A 16,431-nucleotide genomic window follows, 5' to 3' on the forward strand; every position below is an offset into this window, starting at 1 on the left:
CCACCGCGACACCCAGCCACAGCAACAGCAACAGCAACGGCCCGGGGCCGGGGAGTGTTCTCCCCGGCCCCGGGCCGTTCGTCGTTCAGGGCGCCGCTGTCGTCTCCTCGGCGTCGACCGCGACAGCGACGGCCAGATCAGCGTCGGCCGGATCAGCGTCGGTCTCGGCTTCCCGGCCGGCGTCGAGGTCGTCGGGGCGCTCGAACAGGGAGTCCGGGTGGGACTCGAACTGCTGCTCGGGCCCGCGTGAGGATCGCCGGGTCAGTTCGGGCAGGCCGGGCCGGTTCGGCCGGATCGGACCGCTCCGGTCGCGGCGCACCCGTTCAGGACGTGGCCCCTCCTCGCGCAGGGTGGGCTCGGCCAGGAGCGGCAGTCGTACCCGGGCGGTGGTGCCGTCGAGATGCGTGGACTCCAGCGTCACAGAGCCGCCGTGGGCGGTCACGATCGCCTGGGCGGTGGCCAGGCCCAGGCCGGTTCCCTGGATGTGCCGGTCGATGGCGGTGCGGGAGCGCCAGAACCGGGTGAAGACCTGGTCCTGCTCGTCCTCGGGGATGCCGAGGCCGTTGTCGGTCACCTCCAGCACGGCGTCCTCGCCGTCGAGGACCACGGTGCAGCGGATCTCGCCACCGTCCTCGGTGAACTTCACCGAGTTGCTCAGCAGGTTGGACAGGACCAGCGCGAGCTGGCGCCGGTCGCCCGAGACCGGGACCGGACGTCCGGGGAAGGAGAAGATCGCGGAGAGGCGGCGTCCCTGCAGCAGTGCGCCGGCCTGTCGTTCGGCTTCCTTCGCGAGGTCGACGAGATCGACCCGCACCTTCGAGGACCCTGCGTTCTCGGGGCCGGGTCCGGCGAGGGCGAGGAGGTTGTCGACCAAGGTCACCAGACGTTCACCGTTGCGGTTGACCGCCTCCATCGCCCGGATCTGGGCGGGGGTGAGATCGCCCAGCTCGCCCGCGGTGAGCATCTCGGTGTACCCGACGATGGTGGCGACCGGCGTGCGCAGTTCGTGACTGACGGTCGTGACGAAGTGGTCCTTGGTGGCGTCGAGTTCGCGGAGCCGGTCGACGACGTGGCGTTCGGTGTCGAGGGCGTCGACGAGGAGCTGCTGGCGGGTGCGGATCTCGGTGACGTCGTTGGCGACGCAGAGGTAGCCGATCAGGGTGCCGGAGTTGTCAACGATCTGGGAGAGCTCCATCGACACCAGGGTGGCGGTGCCGTCGCCGAGCCAGTGCCAGTCGCGGGGGCCGGCGTCGACGGTCTGGGCGAGCAAGGACGCGAAGTCGGGCTTGATCCGTAGGCCCCCGGCCCACTCGGCCAGTTCGGCTGCGGAGAGCACCCGGATGAACGGGCTGCCGACGAGATCGCTCGCGTTGCTTCCCAGGACTGCTTCGGCTCCGGCGTTGGCCAGCGTGATCCGGCCCTGGCGGTCGATCCCGATGATGGCGGTGTCGATCGGTGCCCGGAGCAGGTGCTCGGTGTGGCCGGCGGCGTTGAGTTCGGCGGTGACGTCGAGTCCGGTGAGGACCAGATGGGTGGGGGAGTCGGCGTGGTCGCGGACAATGCCGGTGGTCCACAGCACTCGACGCTCCTCGCCGGTGTGGTCGACGAGACGTCCCTCCACCGACTCCGGCAGGAAGGAGCCGTCGGGGGCGGCGAACATGCGCCGTGCCACGCTCCGGTGTTCGCGGGGTACGAGTCCCCAGGCGGGAGTGCCCAGCAGGGTTGCGGCGTCGACGCCGAGGACACGCGTGGCTGCGGTGTTGACCCGCAGGATGCTGCCCTTGAGGTCGGTGACCAGCACCAGACACCCCGCGGTGGCCAGTGTCATCTCGGACAGGTCGCGCTCGGAGCGGAGTTCGCGGCGCAGCAGCGATCCCTGGGCGGTGGCCACTGCGAGAGGCAGAGCCATCATCGCCGTCACCACGACGTAGCCCTGACCGACGACGCTGACGCCCAGGGACTCCAGTGTCACCTCGTCGGGGAGTGCGAAGGGGCCGCGATGGGCAGTGGTGAGCACGCTGACCCACGTGCCCAGAGCCAGGAGGTGCAGGGTGGTTCCGCGGACACTGCCGCGGAGCGCGGCCAGCACCACGATCGGGATGGAGAGCGCGATCGCGGAGACCGGGATGCTCTCCAGGCGCAGCAGCGCGAGGACCCCGAGGAGAGCAACCGCCAGTGCGACGCTCTCCACCCGACCTGCACGCTGACGTTCACGGCTGACGGGGAGCAATGCTGAGGCGGCGAGCAGGGTCCACGCGACGTGGGCGGGGCCGGCGATCGCGAGCACGTCCCAGCCCGAGAGAGTGGAGGCACCGTCGAGATGGATGGCGAGTGAGTCCACGGCCCCGGCGAACATGCCGCCGAAGACGGCCGCGACCACGATCCGTCCCAGGTCAGCAGGCGCGAAGAGGATCACCTCGGACGGGCGACGTCCGTTGCTGAGGACGATCGCGGAGACGAGGACCGTCAGGACCGAACCGAGGGTCACGGCCGTGGTCATCTCGGGGCTGTCCCCGACCAGCAGGTGGGGGACGGCCACGGCTCCGGCGACGAGGACCAGCAACGGCGGCCACCACCGAGGGGCCGTGCGCGCGACGACGACGAGGGGGACTGCGGTCGAGGACCAGGCCGGGGAGGGGGCGCCGAGGGGCGCTTGGGAGAGGGAGGCCCAGGTGAACACCGCCGATGCGACCACCAGCAGCACGGCCCACCACGGTCCTCCACGACACAGTCCCCTCCACGTCACGGTGGGGAGTCTGGCAGTCGTGCATTACCTGCGTACCCCGAATGAGAGATTGCGGTGACCGGGCACCGGGGGGTGGCGCGAGCCGTTGATGCGACGCGATGTCGGGGGCAGGAGGCACAATGGAGGGGTGCCTCTCTACCGCGACGAGGCGGTCGTGCTGCGCACCCACAAGCTGGGCGAGGCCGACCGCATCATCACCCTCCTGACCCGCCACCACGGATTGGTCCGTGCTGTCGCCAAGGGGGTGCGGCGCACCACGTCGCGCTGGGGTTCACGGCTGGAGCCCTTCACCCACGTCGACCTCCAGCTGGCCGAGGGACGCAGCCTCGACACCATCACCCAGGCCGAGACCATCAGCCCCTTCCAGTCCGAGCTCGGTCTGGACTACGAGCGCTACACCGCCTCGACAGTGATGCTGGAGACCGCCGAACGTCTCGTGGTGGAGGAGAAGCAGCCCGCGATCCAGCAGTTCCTGCTGCTGGTCGGTGCCCTACGGGCGATGGTCGACGGGGTGCACGCACCCCACCAGATCCTGGACTCCTACCTGCTGCGCTCGATGTCGGTGGCCGGTTACGCGCCGTCGTTCCTGCACTGCACCCGGTGCGGTGTCGAAGGCCCGCACCGCTTCTTCAGCCCGGCGGCCGGCGGCGTCCTGTGCGTCACCTGTCGGGTCCCGGGCTGTGCGACGCCTGCTCCCGAGACCCTGGAACTGCTGGGCGCGCTGCTGGCCGGCAACTGGGCGTTCGTGCACGCCGCGGATCCGCGCTGTGCCAAGGAGGCCAGTGGTCTGGTCGCGGCCTACCTCGGCTGGCACCTCGAGCGTGGACTGCGATCCTTGGAGTACGTCGAGCGCTGAGCGAGACGGGGCGGCTGCACCGGCCCGATGGGCTGCTCCGCACCGAGCCGATGGGCTGCTCCGCACCGAGCCGATGGGCTGCTCCGCACCGGGGGTCGTAGGCTTCTGGACGTGAAGTTCGCAGCGCCCCAGACTCCCTCCCGGTCGTCCCGTTCGGGATCTGCACCGCAGGCGGTCCGTCAGCCGACCCCGCATCCTTCCGGCGCGACCCCGCCGTCGATCCCCGCCGAACTGGTTCCGCACCACGTCGCGGTGGTCATGGACGGCAACGGACGCTGGGCGAAGGAGCGTGGACTGCCGCGCACCAAGGGCCACGAGCAGGGCGAGTCCTCTCTCTTCGACGTCGTCGAGGGCGCGATCGAGATCGGTGTGAAGGCGATCAGCGCCTACGCGTTCTCGACCGAGAACTGGGCCCGCTCACCCGAGGAGGTCCGGTTCCTGATGGGCTTCAATCGCGACGTGATCCGCCGCCGTCGTGACGAGATGAACGAGCTCGGCGTCCGGGTGAAGTGGGCCGGCCGCGCGCCGCGTCTGTGGAAGTCGGTGATCAAGGAGCTCCAGGAGGCCGAGGAGCTCACGAAGAACAACACCGTCTGCACCCTGACGATGTGCGTCAACTACGGCGGTCGCGCCGAACTCACCGACGCCGTCCAGGCGATCGCCAAGAAGGTCGCCGAAGGCCGACTCGACCCGAAGAAGATCACCGAGAAGACGATCGCCGCGCACCTCTACGTGCCCGAGCTGGCCGAGGCCGACATGGTCTGGCGCACCTCGGGCGAGCAGCGACTGAGCAACTTCATGACCTGGCAGGCGGCCTATGCGGAGTTCGTCTTCTCCGACGTGCTCTGGCCCGACGTCGACCGTCGTCACCTGTGGGCAGCCGTCGACGAGTACGCCCGCCGCGACCGTCGCTACGGCGGCGCGGAGCCGAACCCCGTCGCAGCGCCGAGCGGCGCCTGAACGCCCACGCACGCAAAGAGGCCGTCACCCCGTGGGGTGACGGCCTCTCGTGCTCTGACGCTCGAGCCGTGCGGTACGGATCAGGCAGCGCAGTCCGGGCAGGTGCCGAACAGTTCGATCGAGTGGCTGATCTGGCTGTAGCCGTGCTCGTTCGCGATCGACTCGGCCCACGCCTCGACGGCCGGGCCCTCGATCTCCACGGTGGCACCGCACTGGCGGCACAGCAGGTGGTGGTGGTGGCGGTCCGCCTCGCACTGGCGATAGACGGACTCGCCGTCCTCACGGCGCAGGACGTCGATCATCCCGGCGTCGGCCAGCGCCGCCAGGGTGCGGTAGACGGTGGCCAGGCCGACCTTGTTGCCCGCCGACGTCACGGCGTCGTGGATCTCCTGCGCGGAACGGAACTCGCGGGCATCGGTGAGCGCAGCGGTCACGGCGACGCGCTGCCTGGTCGGACGCATCGGGGGTGCAGCGGGTTCGTCGTCCACCGCCCCGTGGGCATGGCCGTGGCCGTGCCCGGTGCTGGGACTGGGGGCAGGATCAGTGCTCGTCATAGTGCTCTCCGTGCGGTGCGTGACGGTGGCCGTCGTGGAGGTAGTCCACGTGGTCGCCGTGCGGAACTGCGCGGTGACCGCAGTCCTCTCCGTGCAGGTGCGTGTGCCCAGTGTCGTCGGGGTCGGTGTGCGGGACCGCGTCGGGGGCCTCGTCGAGCAGCGGGAAGGGTGCGTTCAACCGGTCCCGACGCCGCATCCAGGCACCGAACGGCCAGGCCACCAGGAAGATCGCCAGGGCGACCAGGACGATGGAAGCACCCGGAGCGACGTCTGCACTCGACGGCGCGCCGGCCGCGGTGAGGAGGCCACCCACGGCGGCGGTCATGCCGACCGTCATCGACATCCACAGGGTGCGGCGGAAGGAACTGGTCACCTGCTGCGCGGTGGCCACCGGAATCACCATGAGCGCCGAGACCAGGAGCAGACCCACGGTGCGCATCGCGACGGTGACGGAGATGGCTGCGAGGATCGCGACCAGCAGGTTGTAGAAGCGGGTGTTGAGACCCGAGACGCGGGCGAACTCCTGGTCGTGGGCGACCGCGAAGAGCTGCGGTGCGAGACCCACGCAGAGCACGAGCAGCACCGCGGCCAGGATCACGGTGACGAGCACGTCGCCCCACGAGATCGTGGTGATGGAGCCGAAGAGGTACTGCTGGAGCTTGGAGGTGGACTGGCCGCCGAGACCGGCGACGAAGATGCCGCCCGCGAGACCGCCGTAGAAGAGCAGCGCGAGCGCGACGTCACCGCCGGAGAGCCCGCGTTCACGGATCAGTTCGATCGCGACCGCACCGAGGATCGCGGCGACCACCGCTGTCCAGGTGGGGGAGGCGCTGGTGACCAGACCGATGGCGACACCGGTGACGGCGACGTGGCCCAGACCGTCACCCATCAGGGACATTCGGCGCTGGACCATGTAGGTGCCGACCGCCGGGACGGCGAGGCCGGTGAAGAAGGCCGCGAGCAGGGCTCGGACCATGAACTCCATCGACAGCAGGTCGAGGTAGTCGTTCATCAGTTCTTCTCCTCGTCGCGCGTGGCAGCTGCCTCGAAGGGCGACGTGACGTGGGGCAGGTGGTCGGGGGCGGGGGTCTCGTCGACGTGGTGGGCGTGACCGGTGTCCAGATGTGCGGTGTGCACGGCCTCGTGGCTCAGCGGGGCGCCGTCGTGGATGACGCGGCCGTCGCGCAGCACCACCGCGCGGTCGACGAGCGGCTCCAGCGGGCCGAGCTCATGGGCGACCAGGACGATGGTGACGCCGCGGCCCTGGAGCACCTTGAGGGTGTCGGCCAGGACCTGCTGGTTGGGCAGGTCGACGCCGGCGGTGGGCTCGTCGAGGAAGAGCAGGTCGGGCTGGCTGGCCAGGGCCCGGGCGATCAGGACGCGCTGCTGCTGGCCGCCCGAGAGCGAGGAGACCGCGGCACGGGCCTTGTCGGTGAGGCCGACGACCTCGATGGCTCGGTCGATCAGGTCGCGATCGGTGCGGCTCAGGGGGCGGAACGGCTTGCGGTGGGTGAGGCGCCCGGCGGAGACGACCTCCCACACGTTGGCCGGGACGCCGGACCCGGCGCCGGGACGCTGGGGGACGAAGCCGACGCGGTGCCAGTCGCTGAACTTCGAGACCTCGGTGCCGAAGAGTTCCAGGGTGCCCGAGGCCAGCGGTCGCAGGCCGGTGAGGGCACGCACGAGAGTGGACTTGCCGGAGCCGTTGGCGCCCATGAGGGCGACGAACTCGCCGGTGCGGACGGTGAAGTCGACGGCCCGGACGATCGGTCGACCCTCGATGACGACGGAACCGCCGCGCAGAACGAGCGGCGCGACGGGAGCGTCGGAGGGGTCCGTGGACTCGGGGGCGGTGGCGTTCAGCATGCGTTCGCCTTCTGCAGGGCGCCGAGGTTGGCGCGCATGAGGGAGAGGTAGTCGTCGGTGCTGTCGGAGGAGACCAGACCCTCGAGCGGGTCGAGCACCGCGGTGCCGATGCCGGCGTCCTTGGCCAGCTGCTCGGTCAGCTTGGTGGGGGCCAGCGTCTCGGTGAAGACGGTGGTGACGCCCTCGTCGGCGATCACCTCGGAGAGGTGCTTGAGGTCGCCCGGGGTCGGCTCGGCGCCGGGGGAGAGGCCGGCGACCGCCTCGAACTCGAGGCCGTACCGCTTCAGGTAGCCGAACGCGTCATGGCTGACCACGACGGTGGAGCGCTCGCACGAGGCGAGCCCCTCGGCGTACTCGGTGTCCAGGGCGGTCAGCTGGTCGACGAGTGCGTCGGCGTTGGCGCGGTAGGTCTCGGCGTTGTCGGCATCGAGGTCGCTGAGCTCGTCGGCCAGGGCCTCGGCGTAGGTGACCATCATCAGCGGGTTGAGCCAGAAGTGCGGGTCGGTGTCGCCGTGGTCGTGCCCGTCGTGAGAGTCGCCGTGGTCGTGCCCGTCGTGAGAGTCAGCGTGGTCGGCGTGTTCCGCCTCGGTCTCGCCGGCGTGCTCGTCCTCGTGGGAGTGGTCGTGGGAGTGGTCGTGCTCCTCGAACGGGATGAACTCCAGCACCTTCGCTACGTCGAGGACCCGGCCCTTGGCGTTGGCCTTCACCGAGGCGTCGATCTCGGCCTGGAAACCACCGCTGACGACGACGAGGTCGGCGCGGGCCAACGTGGCGGTGGCCTGCAGGGAGGGCTCCGAGGAGTGAGCATCCTTGCCGGGGCGGGTCAGGTTGGCGACCTCGACGTCGTCGCCGCCGACCTGTTCCGCGACCCAGGCCAGGGGGTAGAACCCGGCTGCCACGCGGACCGTGTCGTCCTCCTCGAAGGCTGAACACCCGGTCCCTGCGAGCAGGAGCGCACCCAGGAGTGCGGTGGTGGTCAGGGGGCGGTGCAGGAGGGAACGACGCGATGACATGAGAACGATTCTCACACTTGTGAGAACGGTTTTCAATTCTGTGACACGCATTGGTTCGAGATGGACGCCGTGAGCCACGTCCCCGGGAAGCGCAGGTCACACCCGCGACGCACCGCGGGCGGCCGGAGGAAGGGAAACCGGGCGCGGGTGGATACGCTGGAGGCTTCAGGGGTCGGCAGCCAGCCGACCCTTCCCTTGCAGCAGGAGTGAAGAACGTGGCCAAGGCCCCCGCATCGATCGTCGACACCGTCGTCTCCCTCGCCAAGCGCCGAGGTTTCGTGTTCCCGTGCGGCGAGATCTACGGCGGAACCCGGTCCGCCTGGGACTACGGCCCGCTCGGAGTGGAGCTGAAGGAGAACATCAAGCGTCAGTGGTGGAAGGCCATGGTCCAGGGCCGCGAGGACGTCGTCGGCCTTGACTCCTCCATCATTCTGCCGCGTGAGACCTGGGTCGCCTCGGGTCACGTCGCCACCTTCAACGACCCGCTGACCGAGTGCCTCTCGTGCCACAAGCGCTTCCGCGCCGACCACCTCCAGGAGGCCGTCGCGGAGAAGAAGGGCATCGAGAACCCCGACGACGTCCCGATGGCCGAGATCGCCTGTGCCAACTGTGGCACCCGCGGCCAGTGGACCGAGCCGAAGGAGTTCTCGGGCATGCTCAAGACCCACCTCGGTGTCACCGAGGACGAGTCGGGCCTGCACTACCTCCGCCCCGAGACCGCCCAGGGCATCTTCCTCAACTTCGCCAACGTCGTGACCTCCTCGCGCAAGAAGCCGCCGTTCGGCATCGCGCAGATCGGCAAGTCGTTCCGCAACGAGATCACGCCGGGCAACTTCATCTTCCGCACCCGCGAGTTCGAGCAGATGGAGATGGAGTTCTTCGTCAAGCCGGGTGAGGACGACGAGTGGCACCAGTACTGGATCAACGAGCGCCTCAACTGGTACGTCGACCTCGGTGTCAACCGCGACAACCTGCGCCTCTTCGAGCACCCGCTGGAGAAGCTGTCGCACTACTCCAAGGGCACCACGGACATCGAGTACCGCTTCCGCTTCGCCGGTTCGGAGTGGGGTGAGCTCGAGGGCATCGCCAACCGCACCGACTACGACCTCTCGACCCACGCCCAGCACTCCGGCGCTGACCTGCGTTACTACGACCAGGCCAACGACGAGCGCTACACGCCGTACGTCATCGAGCCGGCGGCTGGTCTGTCGCGTTCGCTGATGACCTTCCTCGTCGACGCGTACACCGAGGACGAGGCCCCCAACACCAAGGGTGGCGTCGACAAGCGTGTCGTGCTCAAGCTCGACCCGCGCCTGGCTCCGGTCAAGGTCGCCGTCCTGCCGCTCTCGCGCAACGCCGACCTCTCGCCCAAGGCCAAGGCCCTGGCCGAGGAACTGCGTCGCAACTGGAACGTCGAGTTCGACGACTCCGGTGCCATCGGCCGTCGTTACCGTCGTCAGGACGAGATCGGTACCCCGTTCTGCGTCACCGTCGACTTCGACACCCTTGAGGACAACGCGGTCACCGTCCGCGAGCGCGACACCATGAACCAGGAGCGCGTCTCCCTCGACGGCATCTCGGCGTACTTCGCCGCGAAGCTGATCGGCTGCTGACGCACCGAGGACCGGTCACGACGGACGTCTGACGTCCGTTCCACGAGCCCCCGCCCGGCCTTGCCGGACGGGGGCTCGTCCGTCTGTCCGGCACTCTTCCGCCCGGCCCTGCCCGGTGGGACGGTGGGCTCATGAGCACTCAACGGCGCGGCAGGCTCGTCCTTCTCGGCTCCACCATGGCGGGGGTCCTCTGCGCGGGCCTCGTGTCCCAGGCCGGTCCGGCTGGCGCGGCCGAACAGATCGATCCGCGGCGCCTCGTGCGTGGCGTGGAGTCGACGGTCCCGCACCTCCAGGACGGGGTGATCCGGGTCGGTCCGAGGTCGCTCAAGGTCTCGGTCCCGGTCCGGGCCTCGGGGCAGACGTTGCTCGGACGCTCGGGCAAGGACTGGGTGGTCCACACCACCTACCGCTCCGCGAGCCATGTGCACGCAGTGCGCCGTGGCCGTGCGGCGCGGCTGGTCCCCGGCGGGAAGCCGAAGGAGAACCCGTCGCTGATCCGCTCCGTGCGGCTCTCCCGCGGTGGGCAGTTGCTCGTGTGGACGGCCGAGAGCAGGGGCGGCACGGAGACCACGGTGGTGCGCCTCGCCGACGGCAAGGTGTTCGGGATCGCTCCCTTCAACTACGAGGACCACTTCCCCACGTCGCAGCCGCTCGACGCGAAGGGCAACCGGATCCTCGTCGCGGTCGGCGCTCCCTACGTCTGGAACCCGACCACGGCGCGGGCTCGTCAGCTCCCCGTGGGTGCGTCCTCGGGCGCAATGATGGAGGACGACGTCATCTTCGTCGCGACCGGACGCTGGTCCTACGGGCCCACGAAGATCTCCTCGCCCGGGGTCCCGGCGTGGACGGCGAGGAACTTCGAACCGCATGACGTCTCGCCCGACGGCCGCTTGGTCCTGGGGCACCAGATCACCCGCAGTCACGGGCGCCAGGTCCTGCAGCTGCGCCGGATGTCGGACGGCACGGTGCTGCGCAAGTGGGCCTACGGCGCGCGCGGCGGGCGAGAGACCACGGCGGCCTTCGAGAACGACACCCGGGTCGTGTTCGAGGTCAACCGCGGTGGCGCCTCGGCGCTGGTGCGCTGCCGGGTGAAGGGCGGCTGTACACGCGCCTCCTCGCTGGGCGGGACGCTGACCTTCCCGCACGAGCGGTGAACGGGCGAGATTTGGGTGGCCCCGAGGGCGGGCGGAGAATGGATGCATGGTCTCTGCAGCACCCGCTCTCCCCACCGAGCTCGTCCTGGGCAACGTCCGGGTCGACACCCCTGTGGTGCTCGCGCCGATGGCGGGCATCACCAACGCCGCCTACCGCCGTCTCTGCGCCGAGCAGGGGGCCGGCCTCTACGTCTGCGAGATGATCACCTCGCGTGGTCTCGTCGAGGGTGACGAGCACACCAAGCAGATGCTCGTCTTCGACGAGCTGGAGACCGTCCGTTCGGTCCAGCTCTACGGCACCGACCCCAAGTACGTCGGCGAGGCTGCGGAGATCCTCTGCAACGAGTACGGCGTCGCGCACGTCGACCTCAACTTCGGCTGTCCGGTCCCCAAGGTGACCCGCAAGGGTGGCGGCGGTGTCCTGCCCTACAAGCGGGGCCTGCTCGCCGAGATCCTCGAGTCCGCGGTTGCGGCAACCTCGAAGTACGACGTCCCGTTGACGATCAAGACCCGCATGGGCATCGACGACGACAACCTGACCTACCTCGACGCGGGCCGGATCGCGCAGGAGAGCGGCGTCGCCGCGATCGCCCTGCACGGCCGCACCGTGGAGCAGGCCTACTCCGGCGTCGCCAACTGGGACGCGATCGCCGAGCTGGTCCAGCACGTCGACATTCCGGTCCTGGGCAACGGCGACATCTGGGAGGCCGCTGACGCGGTCCGGATGATCCAGCACACCGGGGCCGCCGGCGTCGTCGTCGGTCGTGGTTGTCTGGGGCGTCCGTGGCTCTTCCGCGACCTCGCGGCGGCCTTCGCCGGTGAGCCGACCACCGCGCTCCCCACCCTGGGTGAGGTCGCCGGCATGATGCGTCGTCACGCCGAGCTCCTCTGTGACCTGATGGGTGAGGAGAAGGGCTGCAAGGAGTTCCGCAAGCACATCTCCTGGTACCTCAAGGGCTTCGGTGCCGGCGGCAGTCTGCGCCACAGCCTCGGCCTGGTCGACACCCTGGAGCACCTCGACGAGATGCTGGCCGACCTGGACTGGAACGAGCCGTTCCCGGCCTCCGAGCTCGGCGCTCCGCGCGGTCGCCAGGGCGCTCCCCGCAAGCGGATCGTGATGCCGGAAGGATGGCTCGACGACGCCGACGGCCGCGGCATCCACACCGTCGAGGACGCCGACGAGGCCAGCGGCGGCTGATCCGCACGGGTCCTGGACGGGGCGCTGTCAAGTGCTTCGCAGGACTCCGAGAAGTCTCCTCAGGATCGCCCCCGACATTGGTTCCTGTGCTTGACTCGCTCACTGTCCCCACCCTCATCACCGGGTGGGGCTGACCCTGCACGCAACAGCAAAGGATCAACGCTGTGGCCCATCACCGCCACCAGCGGGACGCCAATGCCCGCAAGCTTCCTCGGGCCGCCGCCGTCATGGCGCCCGTCGCAGTGCTCGCGACCGTTTCCGCGGTCACGCTGGGCCTGCTCGGACACGAGGTCCCCACCGCCGACGCCCCCGCTGCTGGCGCGCCTTCGTCGGCCGTCGACGTGGACCTGACCCATCGCGAGTCGGTCAGCCGTTCGTCCGACCGCACCGCTGACGCCGAGCAGTTGGCCCTCCAGGGCGAGGCCCGCGCCGCTGCTGCCGCCGAACTCAAGGCTGAGCAGAAGGCCGAGGCGAAGAAGAAGCGTAAGGCTGAGAAGAAGGCCGCTGCCCGGGCCGCGGCGAAGAAGGAGGCCGCCGCCACTGCTGCCGCGGTCGCCGCCGCGAAGGAGAAGCGCTGGGCCACCACCGACCTCAACCTGTGGAGCTCCGCCGCTGCAGACGCCGACAACCTCGGCATCCTGGGCGAGGGCACCGCCGTGCTCGTCACCGGTCGTACCGAGAACGGTCGTACCGAGGTGGTCCGCAAGGGCAAGGCGCGCTGGGTCACCAGCGGTCACCTCGTCGCCGAGAAGCCGGTCGCCCCGAAGGTCGCCGAGAAGAAGGCCGGCAACGCTGCGGCCGGCGGCACGGTGGGCACCTCCTGCTCCAACGGGACCTCGATCCCTGCCGGTCTCGACCCGAGCCTGAGCAAGGTTCACGCGGCGGTCTGCGCCCGTTGGCCCCAGATCACCGACTACGGCACCACGCGTACCGACGGCGAGCACGGTCAGGGCCGCGCCGTCGACGTGATGGTCTCCGGTCCGGTGGGGTGGGAGATCGCAGACCACCTGCGCGCCCACGCCTCCGAACTGGGCATCGAGTACCTGATCTACGAGCAGAAGATCTGGTCGGTGGAGCGCGGCGGCGAAGGCTGGCGTGCGATGTCCGACCGCGGTTCGGCCACGGCCAACCACTTCGACCACGTGCACGTCACCGTCTGGTGAAACCCCTCGGGACCAAGGACGCCCTCACGCTCGCCGCGGCCGGCGGGGCGCTGGGCACGTTCTGCCGATGGTTGATGGCGAGCGTGCTGGGTGACGCCTCCGGCCTCAGCGCGGGCATCGTGATGGCCAACGTGATCGGCGCCGGCCTGCTCGGCTACGTCACTGCTCGTCTGGGCAGCTCCCGACTCGACCCGGCACGCGTCCGTCGACTGCAGGTCTTCCTGGGAACCGGCGTGCTGGGGGGATTCACCACCTACAGCACCCTGGCTGTCCACGGCGCTCAGTTGGTGGAGGCCGGTGACGTCCTGACCGCCATCTGGCAGGTGGGCGCCCAGATCGTGCTCGGAGTCTGCGCTGCGGTGGTCGGACTCCTCGTCGGCGACCGTGACCTGATGCCGCAGGTCGAGGCCTCGCTCGGCGGTGGCCGCGGCGGTCGGGACCCGCGAGTGCGTCAGGACGGGGAGCGATGAACCTCTTCCTCGACCTCCTGACGTTGATCTGCATCTGTGCGGCCGGCGGTGTCGGTGCCGGACTGCGTTGGTTGACCGAGACGCGCGTCCAGGCGGTCACCGGTGACCGCCTGCCGTGGGGCACCTTCGTCGTGAACGTCGTGGGTTCCTTCCTGCTGGGCGTCCTGCTCGGTGCGGTCTCTCCGGGCGGATTCACTGCGCAGGTCTTCGGCCTCGGGCTGCTGGGCGGCTACACGACGTTCAGCTCCTCGATCGTGCAGAGCGTGCGGGCCGGAGGCAGCGAAGGCCTCCTGTCGGGAATCGTGCACGCCGCTGGCACAGCCCTGGGGTGCGTGCTCGCTGCACTGATCGGTCTGCAGGTCGCCTGAGTCCCGCTCGCCGTCTCCCTGATCCTGTCGGGGGTCGGGGGTAGCGTGGCCGGCAATGGAGAATCTCTACGACGAACGTTCCCGTGCCCGCCTGGTTCCCGAGCCGCCCAAGCGGGTCGACGCTCCGGTGCGCCTGGCCTTCGAACGCGACCGTGCCCGCGTGGTCCACGCGGCGTCGACGCGGCGTCTTGCCGCGAAGACGCAGGTGATGGGCCCCCAGGCCGACGACTTCGTCCGCAACCGCCTCACGCACAGTCTCGAGGTCGCCCAGGTGGCCCGCGACGTGGCTCGTGCGGTCGGCTGCCATCCGGACATCGCTGAGACCGCAGCGTTGGCTCACGACCTCGGCCACCCACCGTTCGGTCACAACGGTGAGCGAGTCCTCGACGAGCTCGCCGAAGCCTGCGGTGGCTTCGAGGGCAACGCCCAGACCCTGCGTCTGCTGACGCGTCTGGAGTCCAAGACGTTCGACGCGGACGGTCGCAGCGTCGGGCTCAACCTCACCCGCGCCACCCTCGACGCCTGCACCAAGTACCCGTGGCGCCGCGGCGAGGCCGAGGCGCCCGGCGGTGTCCACGGCGACGGCACGCCGCGCACCGGTCGCAAGTTCGGGGTCTACGAGGACGACCTCGCTGTCTTCACCTGGATGCGCGAGGGGGTGCAGGGGCGTGGCAAGTGCTTCGAGGCCCAGGTGATGGACCTCGCGGACGACGTCGCCTACTCGGTGCACGACGTCGAGGACGGCATCGTGGCCGGCAAGATCGACCTGACCCGCCTCGACCGGGACGCCGTGCGCGACTCGGTCCGTGCCTGGTACCTCCCCAGTGCTGAGGACGCCCGCCTCGACGCGGTGCTGGACGACTTCGCGCAGATGGACTCCTGGCCGGTTCGCCCCTACGACCGCAGTCGACGCGGGCTGGCGTCGTTGAAGAACCTCACCAGCGACCTGGTGGGGCGTTTCTGCGGCGCGGTCCAGGCGGCGACGTTCGCCTCGGGGCCCGGTCCGTTCGTCCGGCACGAGGCACGTCTGGTGGTGCCCGAGGGCATCGAGGTGGAGATGGCGGTGCTCAAGGGCATCGCTGCGCACTACGTGATGAGCACCGCCGAGCGGGTGGCGCTGATGGAGCGCCAACGCGACCTCGTCCACGACCTCGTCGTGGTGATGGGGGAGCGTGGTCCGGACGCGCTCGATCCCGACTTCGCCGACGACTTCCGTCAGGCCGACGACGACGCAGCGCGGTTGCGGGTCGTCATCGACCAGGTGGCGTCGTTGACTGACTCCAGCGCTGTCTCACGCCACGCTGTCCTGACCGGACGCTGAGGCGGCGAGCGTCGCGAGGTGCTTGCGCACCGCGATCGCGGCAGCCATGCCGGCTCGGTTGGCGCCGATGGTGCTGGCACTGGGCCCGTAGCCGACCAGCTGGATGCGGGGGTCCGTCGCTGCCGTCGTCGCGGACTGCGGGCCGAACGGTCCGGTCAGCAGGGCGACCCCGCCGTGCTCGGAGCGCAGCTTGAGCGGGGCGAGGTGGGAGATGGCGTGCCGGAACCCGGTGGCCCACAGCACCACGTCGACGTCGAGTTCGGTGCCGTCCTGCAGCACGACGCCGTGCTCGGTGAGGGCGGTGAACATCGGGATCCGGCGGTAGGCGCCGAGGGCTGCGGCTTCCTGCTCCTGGGGGCGCAGCGTGAGGCCGGTGAGGCTGACGACGCTCTCGGGAGGGAGGCCGGCGCGAACACGTTCCTCCACCCGGGTGACGGCGGCGAGTCCGTCGAACCCGTTGGCCCAGCGCGGTTCGCGGCGGGTGAACCAGCGCGTCGTGGTGACGGGTGCGATCTCGCCGATCAGCTGGACAGCGCTGGCGCCTGCACCGACGACGGCGACAGTGAGGCCGCGCAATTCCTCGGCTCCGCGGTAGTCGGCGGCGTGCATCTCGCGGCCACCGAAGAGCCCCCGGCCGGCGACGTGAGGGACGAACGGACGGTCCCACGTTCCGGTGGCGTTGACCAACGTCCGGGTGAGGAAGACGGCTCCGCCCTCGGTCTCGACCCGCAGCAGCGAGTCGGGGGCGGGAGAGAGGGCGCTGACCCGCGTGACGCGGATCGGTCGGCGGACGTCGAGGTGCTGGTCGTGTTCGTAGCGGCCGAACCATGCGGGGATCACCTGGTTGGCCTGCTCGGTGGACTCTTCCGGCGCGGGGGCGTCGGGCAGGTCGGAGACGCCGTGGACGCCGTTCATCAGCAGCGAGTCCCACCGGTGCCGCCACGCGCCGCCGGGGCCCTCGTTGGCGTCGAGGACAACGGCACGCACGCCCCGGCGCTGCAGGTGGTGGGCGGCGGAGAGTCCGGCCTGTCCGGCACCGATCACGACGGCGTCCCAGACAGGAACGTCGTCGGTCGCGGTGGGGAACTCGGAGCCGGGGGAGAGGTGGTGCGTCGTCACGTCTCGTCAACGCGCGAGGGACTCGGAACA

Annotated in this window: 15 protein-coding genes; 9 read left to right on the top strand and 6 right to left on the bottom strand. The window is 70.0% G+C overall.

Translation table 11 applies throughout. The annotated features are described in order from the left end of the window. Window positions 1-85: 85 nt before the first annotated feature. On the bottom strand, window positions 86-2,746 hold the full coding sequence (locus EOV43_RS05405) for an ATP-binding protein (protein WP_128220023.1): 2,661 nt from the start codon (window positions 2,744-2,746) through the stop codon (window positions 86-88). 127 nt (window positions 2,747-2,873) lie between these two features. Here EOV43_RS05405 and recO point away from each other — a divergent pair, with 127 nt between their 5' ends. Together recO and EOV43_RS05415 are read left to right on the top strand one after the other, a co-directional pair. Further along, window positions 2,874-3,602, top strand: a complete 729-nt coding sequence (recO, locus tag EOV43_RS05410; RefSeq protein WP_206611401.1) for a DNA repair protein RecO — start codon at window positions 2,874-2,876, stop codon at window positions 3,600-3,602. Window positions 3,603-3,713: 111 nt separating this feature from the next. Next, a complete protein-coding gene (locus EOV43_RS05415) occupies window positions 3,714-4,562 on the top strand; it encodes an isoprenyl transferase (RefSeq protein WP_277745790.1) in 849 nt (282 codons plus the stop codon). An 80-nt stretch (window positions 4,563-4,642) separates the two neighbouring features. On the opposite strand, the gene EOV43_RS05420 is transcribed toward EOV43_RS05415, so the two are convergent. Genes EOV43_RS05420 through EOV43_RS05435 form a run of 4 tightly spaced genes read right to left on the bottom strand, consistent with a single transcriptional unit; the run spans window position 4,643 to window position 7,995 of the window. Further along, window positions 4,643-5,116: a transcriptional repressor gene (locus EOV43_RS05420; RefSeq protein ID WP_128220026.1), complete on the bottom strand. Its 474-nt coding sequence runs from the start codon at window positions 5,114-5,116 to the stop codon at window positions 4,643-4,645. Continuing rightward, window positions 5,103-6,128, bottom strand: coding sequence for a metal ABC transporter permease (locus EOV43_RS05425; RefSeq protein WP_128220027.1), 1,026 nt, complete (start codon window positions 6,126-6,128; stop codon window positions 5,103-5,105). Before EOV43_RS05425 ends, EOV43_RS05420 begins: the two co-directional genes overlap by 14 nt. After that, the gene (locus EOV43_RS05430) at window positions 6,128-6,982 is read right to left on the bottom strand and encodes a metal ABC transporter ATP-binding protein (RefSeq protein WP_128220028.1); all 855 of its coding nucleotides are present in this window, start codon (window positions 6,980-6,982) and stop codon (window positions 6,128-6,130) included. The genes EOV43_RS05425 and EOV43_RS05430 overlap by 1 nt, the downstream gene beginning before the upstream one ends. Continuing rightward, a complete protein-coding gene (locus EOV43_RS05435; RefSeq protein ID WP_128220029.1) occupies window positions 6,976-7,995 on the bottom strand; it encodes a metal ABC transporter substrate-binding protein in 1,020 nt (339 codons plus the stop codon). The genes EOV43_RS05430 and EOV43_RS05435 overlap by 7 nt, the downstream gene beginning before the upstream one ends. 215 nt (window positions 7,996-8,210) lie before the next feature. On the opposite strand from EOV43_RS05435, the gene EOV43_RS05440 reads away from it, so the two are divergent. The 7 genes from EOV43_RS05440 (at window position 8,211) to EOV43_RS05470 (ending at window position 15,282) form a co-directional block, all read left to right on the top strand. Then, on the top strand, window positions 8,211-9,608 hold the full coding sequence (locus EOV43_RS05440; protein ID WP_128220030.1) for a glycine--tRNA ligase: 1,398 nt from the start codon (window positions 8,211-8,213) through the stop codon (window positions 9,606-9,608). A 131-nt stretch (window positions 9,609-9,739) separates the two neighbouring features. After that, on the top strand, window positions 9,740-10,762 hold the full coding sequence (locus EOV43_RS05445) for a hypothetical protein (RefSeq protein ID WP_128220031.1): 1,023 nt from the start codon (window positions 9,740-9,742) through the stop codon (window positions 10,760-10,762). Between the two features lie 46 nt (window positions 10,763-10,808). After that, window positions 10,809-11,960, top strand: a complete 1,152-nt coding sequence (gene dusB, locus EOV43_RS05450; protein ID WP_128220032.1) for a tRNA dihydrouridine synthase DusB — start codon at window positions 10,809-10,811, stop codon at window positions 11,958-11,960. A 164-nt stretch (window positions 11,961-12,124) separates the two neighbouring features. Continuing rightward, window positions 12,125-13,123, top strand: coding sequence for a VldE C-terminal domain-containing protein (locus EOV43_RS05455; RefSeq protein WP_128220033.1), 999 nt, complete (start codon window positions 12,125-12,127; stop codon window positions 13,121-13,123). Continuing rightward, window positions 13,120-13,593: a fluoride efflux transporter FluC gene (locus tag EOV43_RS05460; RefSeq protein WP_128220034.1), complete on the top strand. Its 474-nt coding sequence runs from the start codon at window positions 13,120-13,122 to the stop codon at window positions 13,591-13,593. The genes EOV43_RS05455 and EOV43_RS05460 overlap by 4 nt, the downstream gene beginning before the upstream one ends. Continuing rightward, a complete protein-coding gene (locus EOV43_RS05465; protein WP_128220035.1) occupies window positions 13,590-13,961 on the top strand; it encodes a fluoride efflux transporter FluC in 372 nt (123 codons plus the stop codon). Before EOV43_RS05460 ends, EOV43_RS05465 begins: the two co-directional genes overlap by 4 nt. Window positions 13,962-14,016: 55 nt before the next feature. Continuing rightward, window positions 14,017-15,282 (top strand): deoxyguanosinetriphosphate triphosphohydrolase, encoded by a 1,266-nt coding sequence (locus EOV43_RS05470; protein WP_128220036.1) that lies wholly within the window; start codon window positions 14,017-14,019, stop codon window positions 15,280-15,282. On the opposite strand, the gene EOV43_RS05475 is transcribed toward EOV43_RS05470, so the two are convergent. Next, window positions 15,253-16,401 carry an FAD-dependent oxidoreductase gene (locus EOV43_RS05475; protein WP_128220037.1) on the bottom strand — a complete coding sequence of 383 codons (1,149 nt, stop codon included), beginning with the start codon at window positions 16,399-16,401 and terminating at the stop codon, window positions 15,253-15,255. The genes EOV43_RS05470 and EOV43_RS05475 overlap by 30 nt on opposite strands. Window positions 16,402-16,431: the final 30 nt, after the last annotated feature.

Source organism: Nocardioides yefusunii (assembly GCF_004014875.1).
GTDB lineage: Bacteria > Actinomycetota > Actinomycetes > Propionibacteriales > Nocardioidaceae > Nocardioides > Nocardioides yefusunii.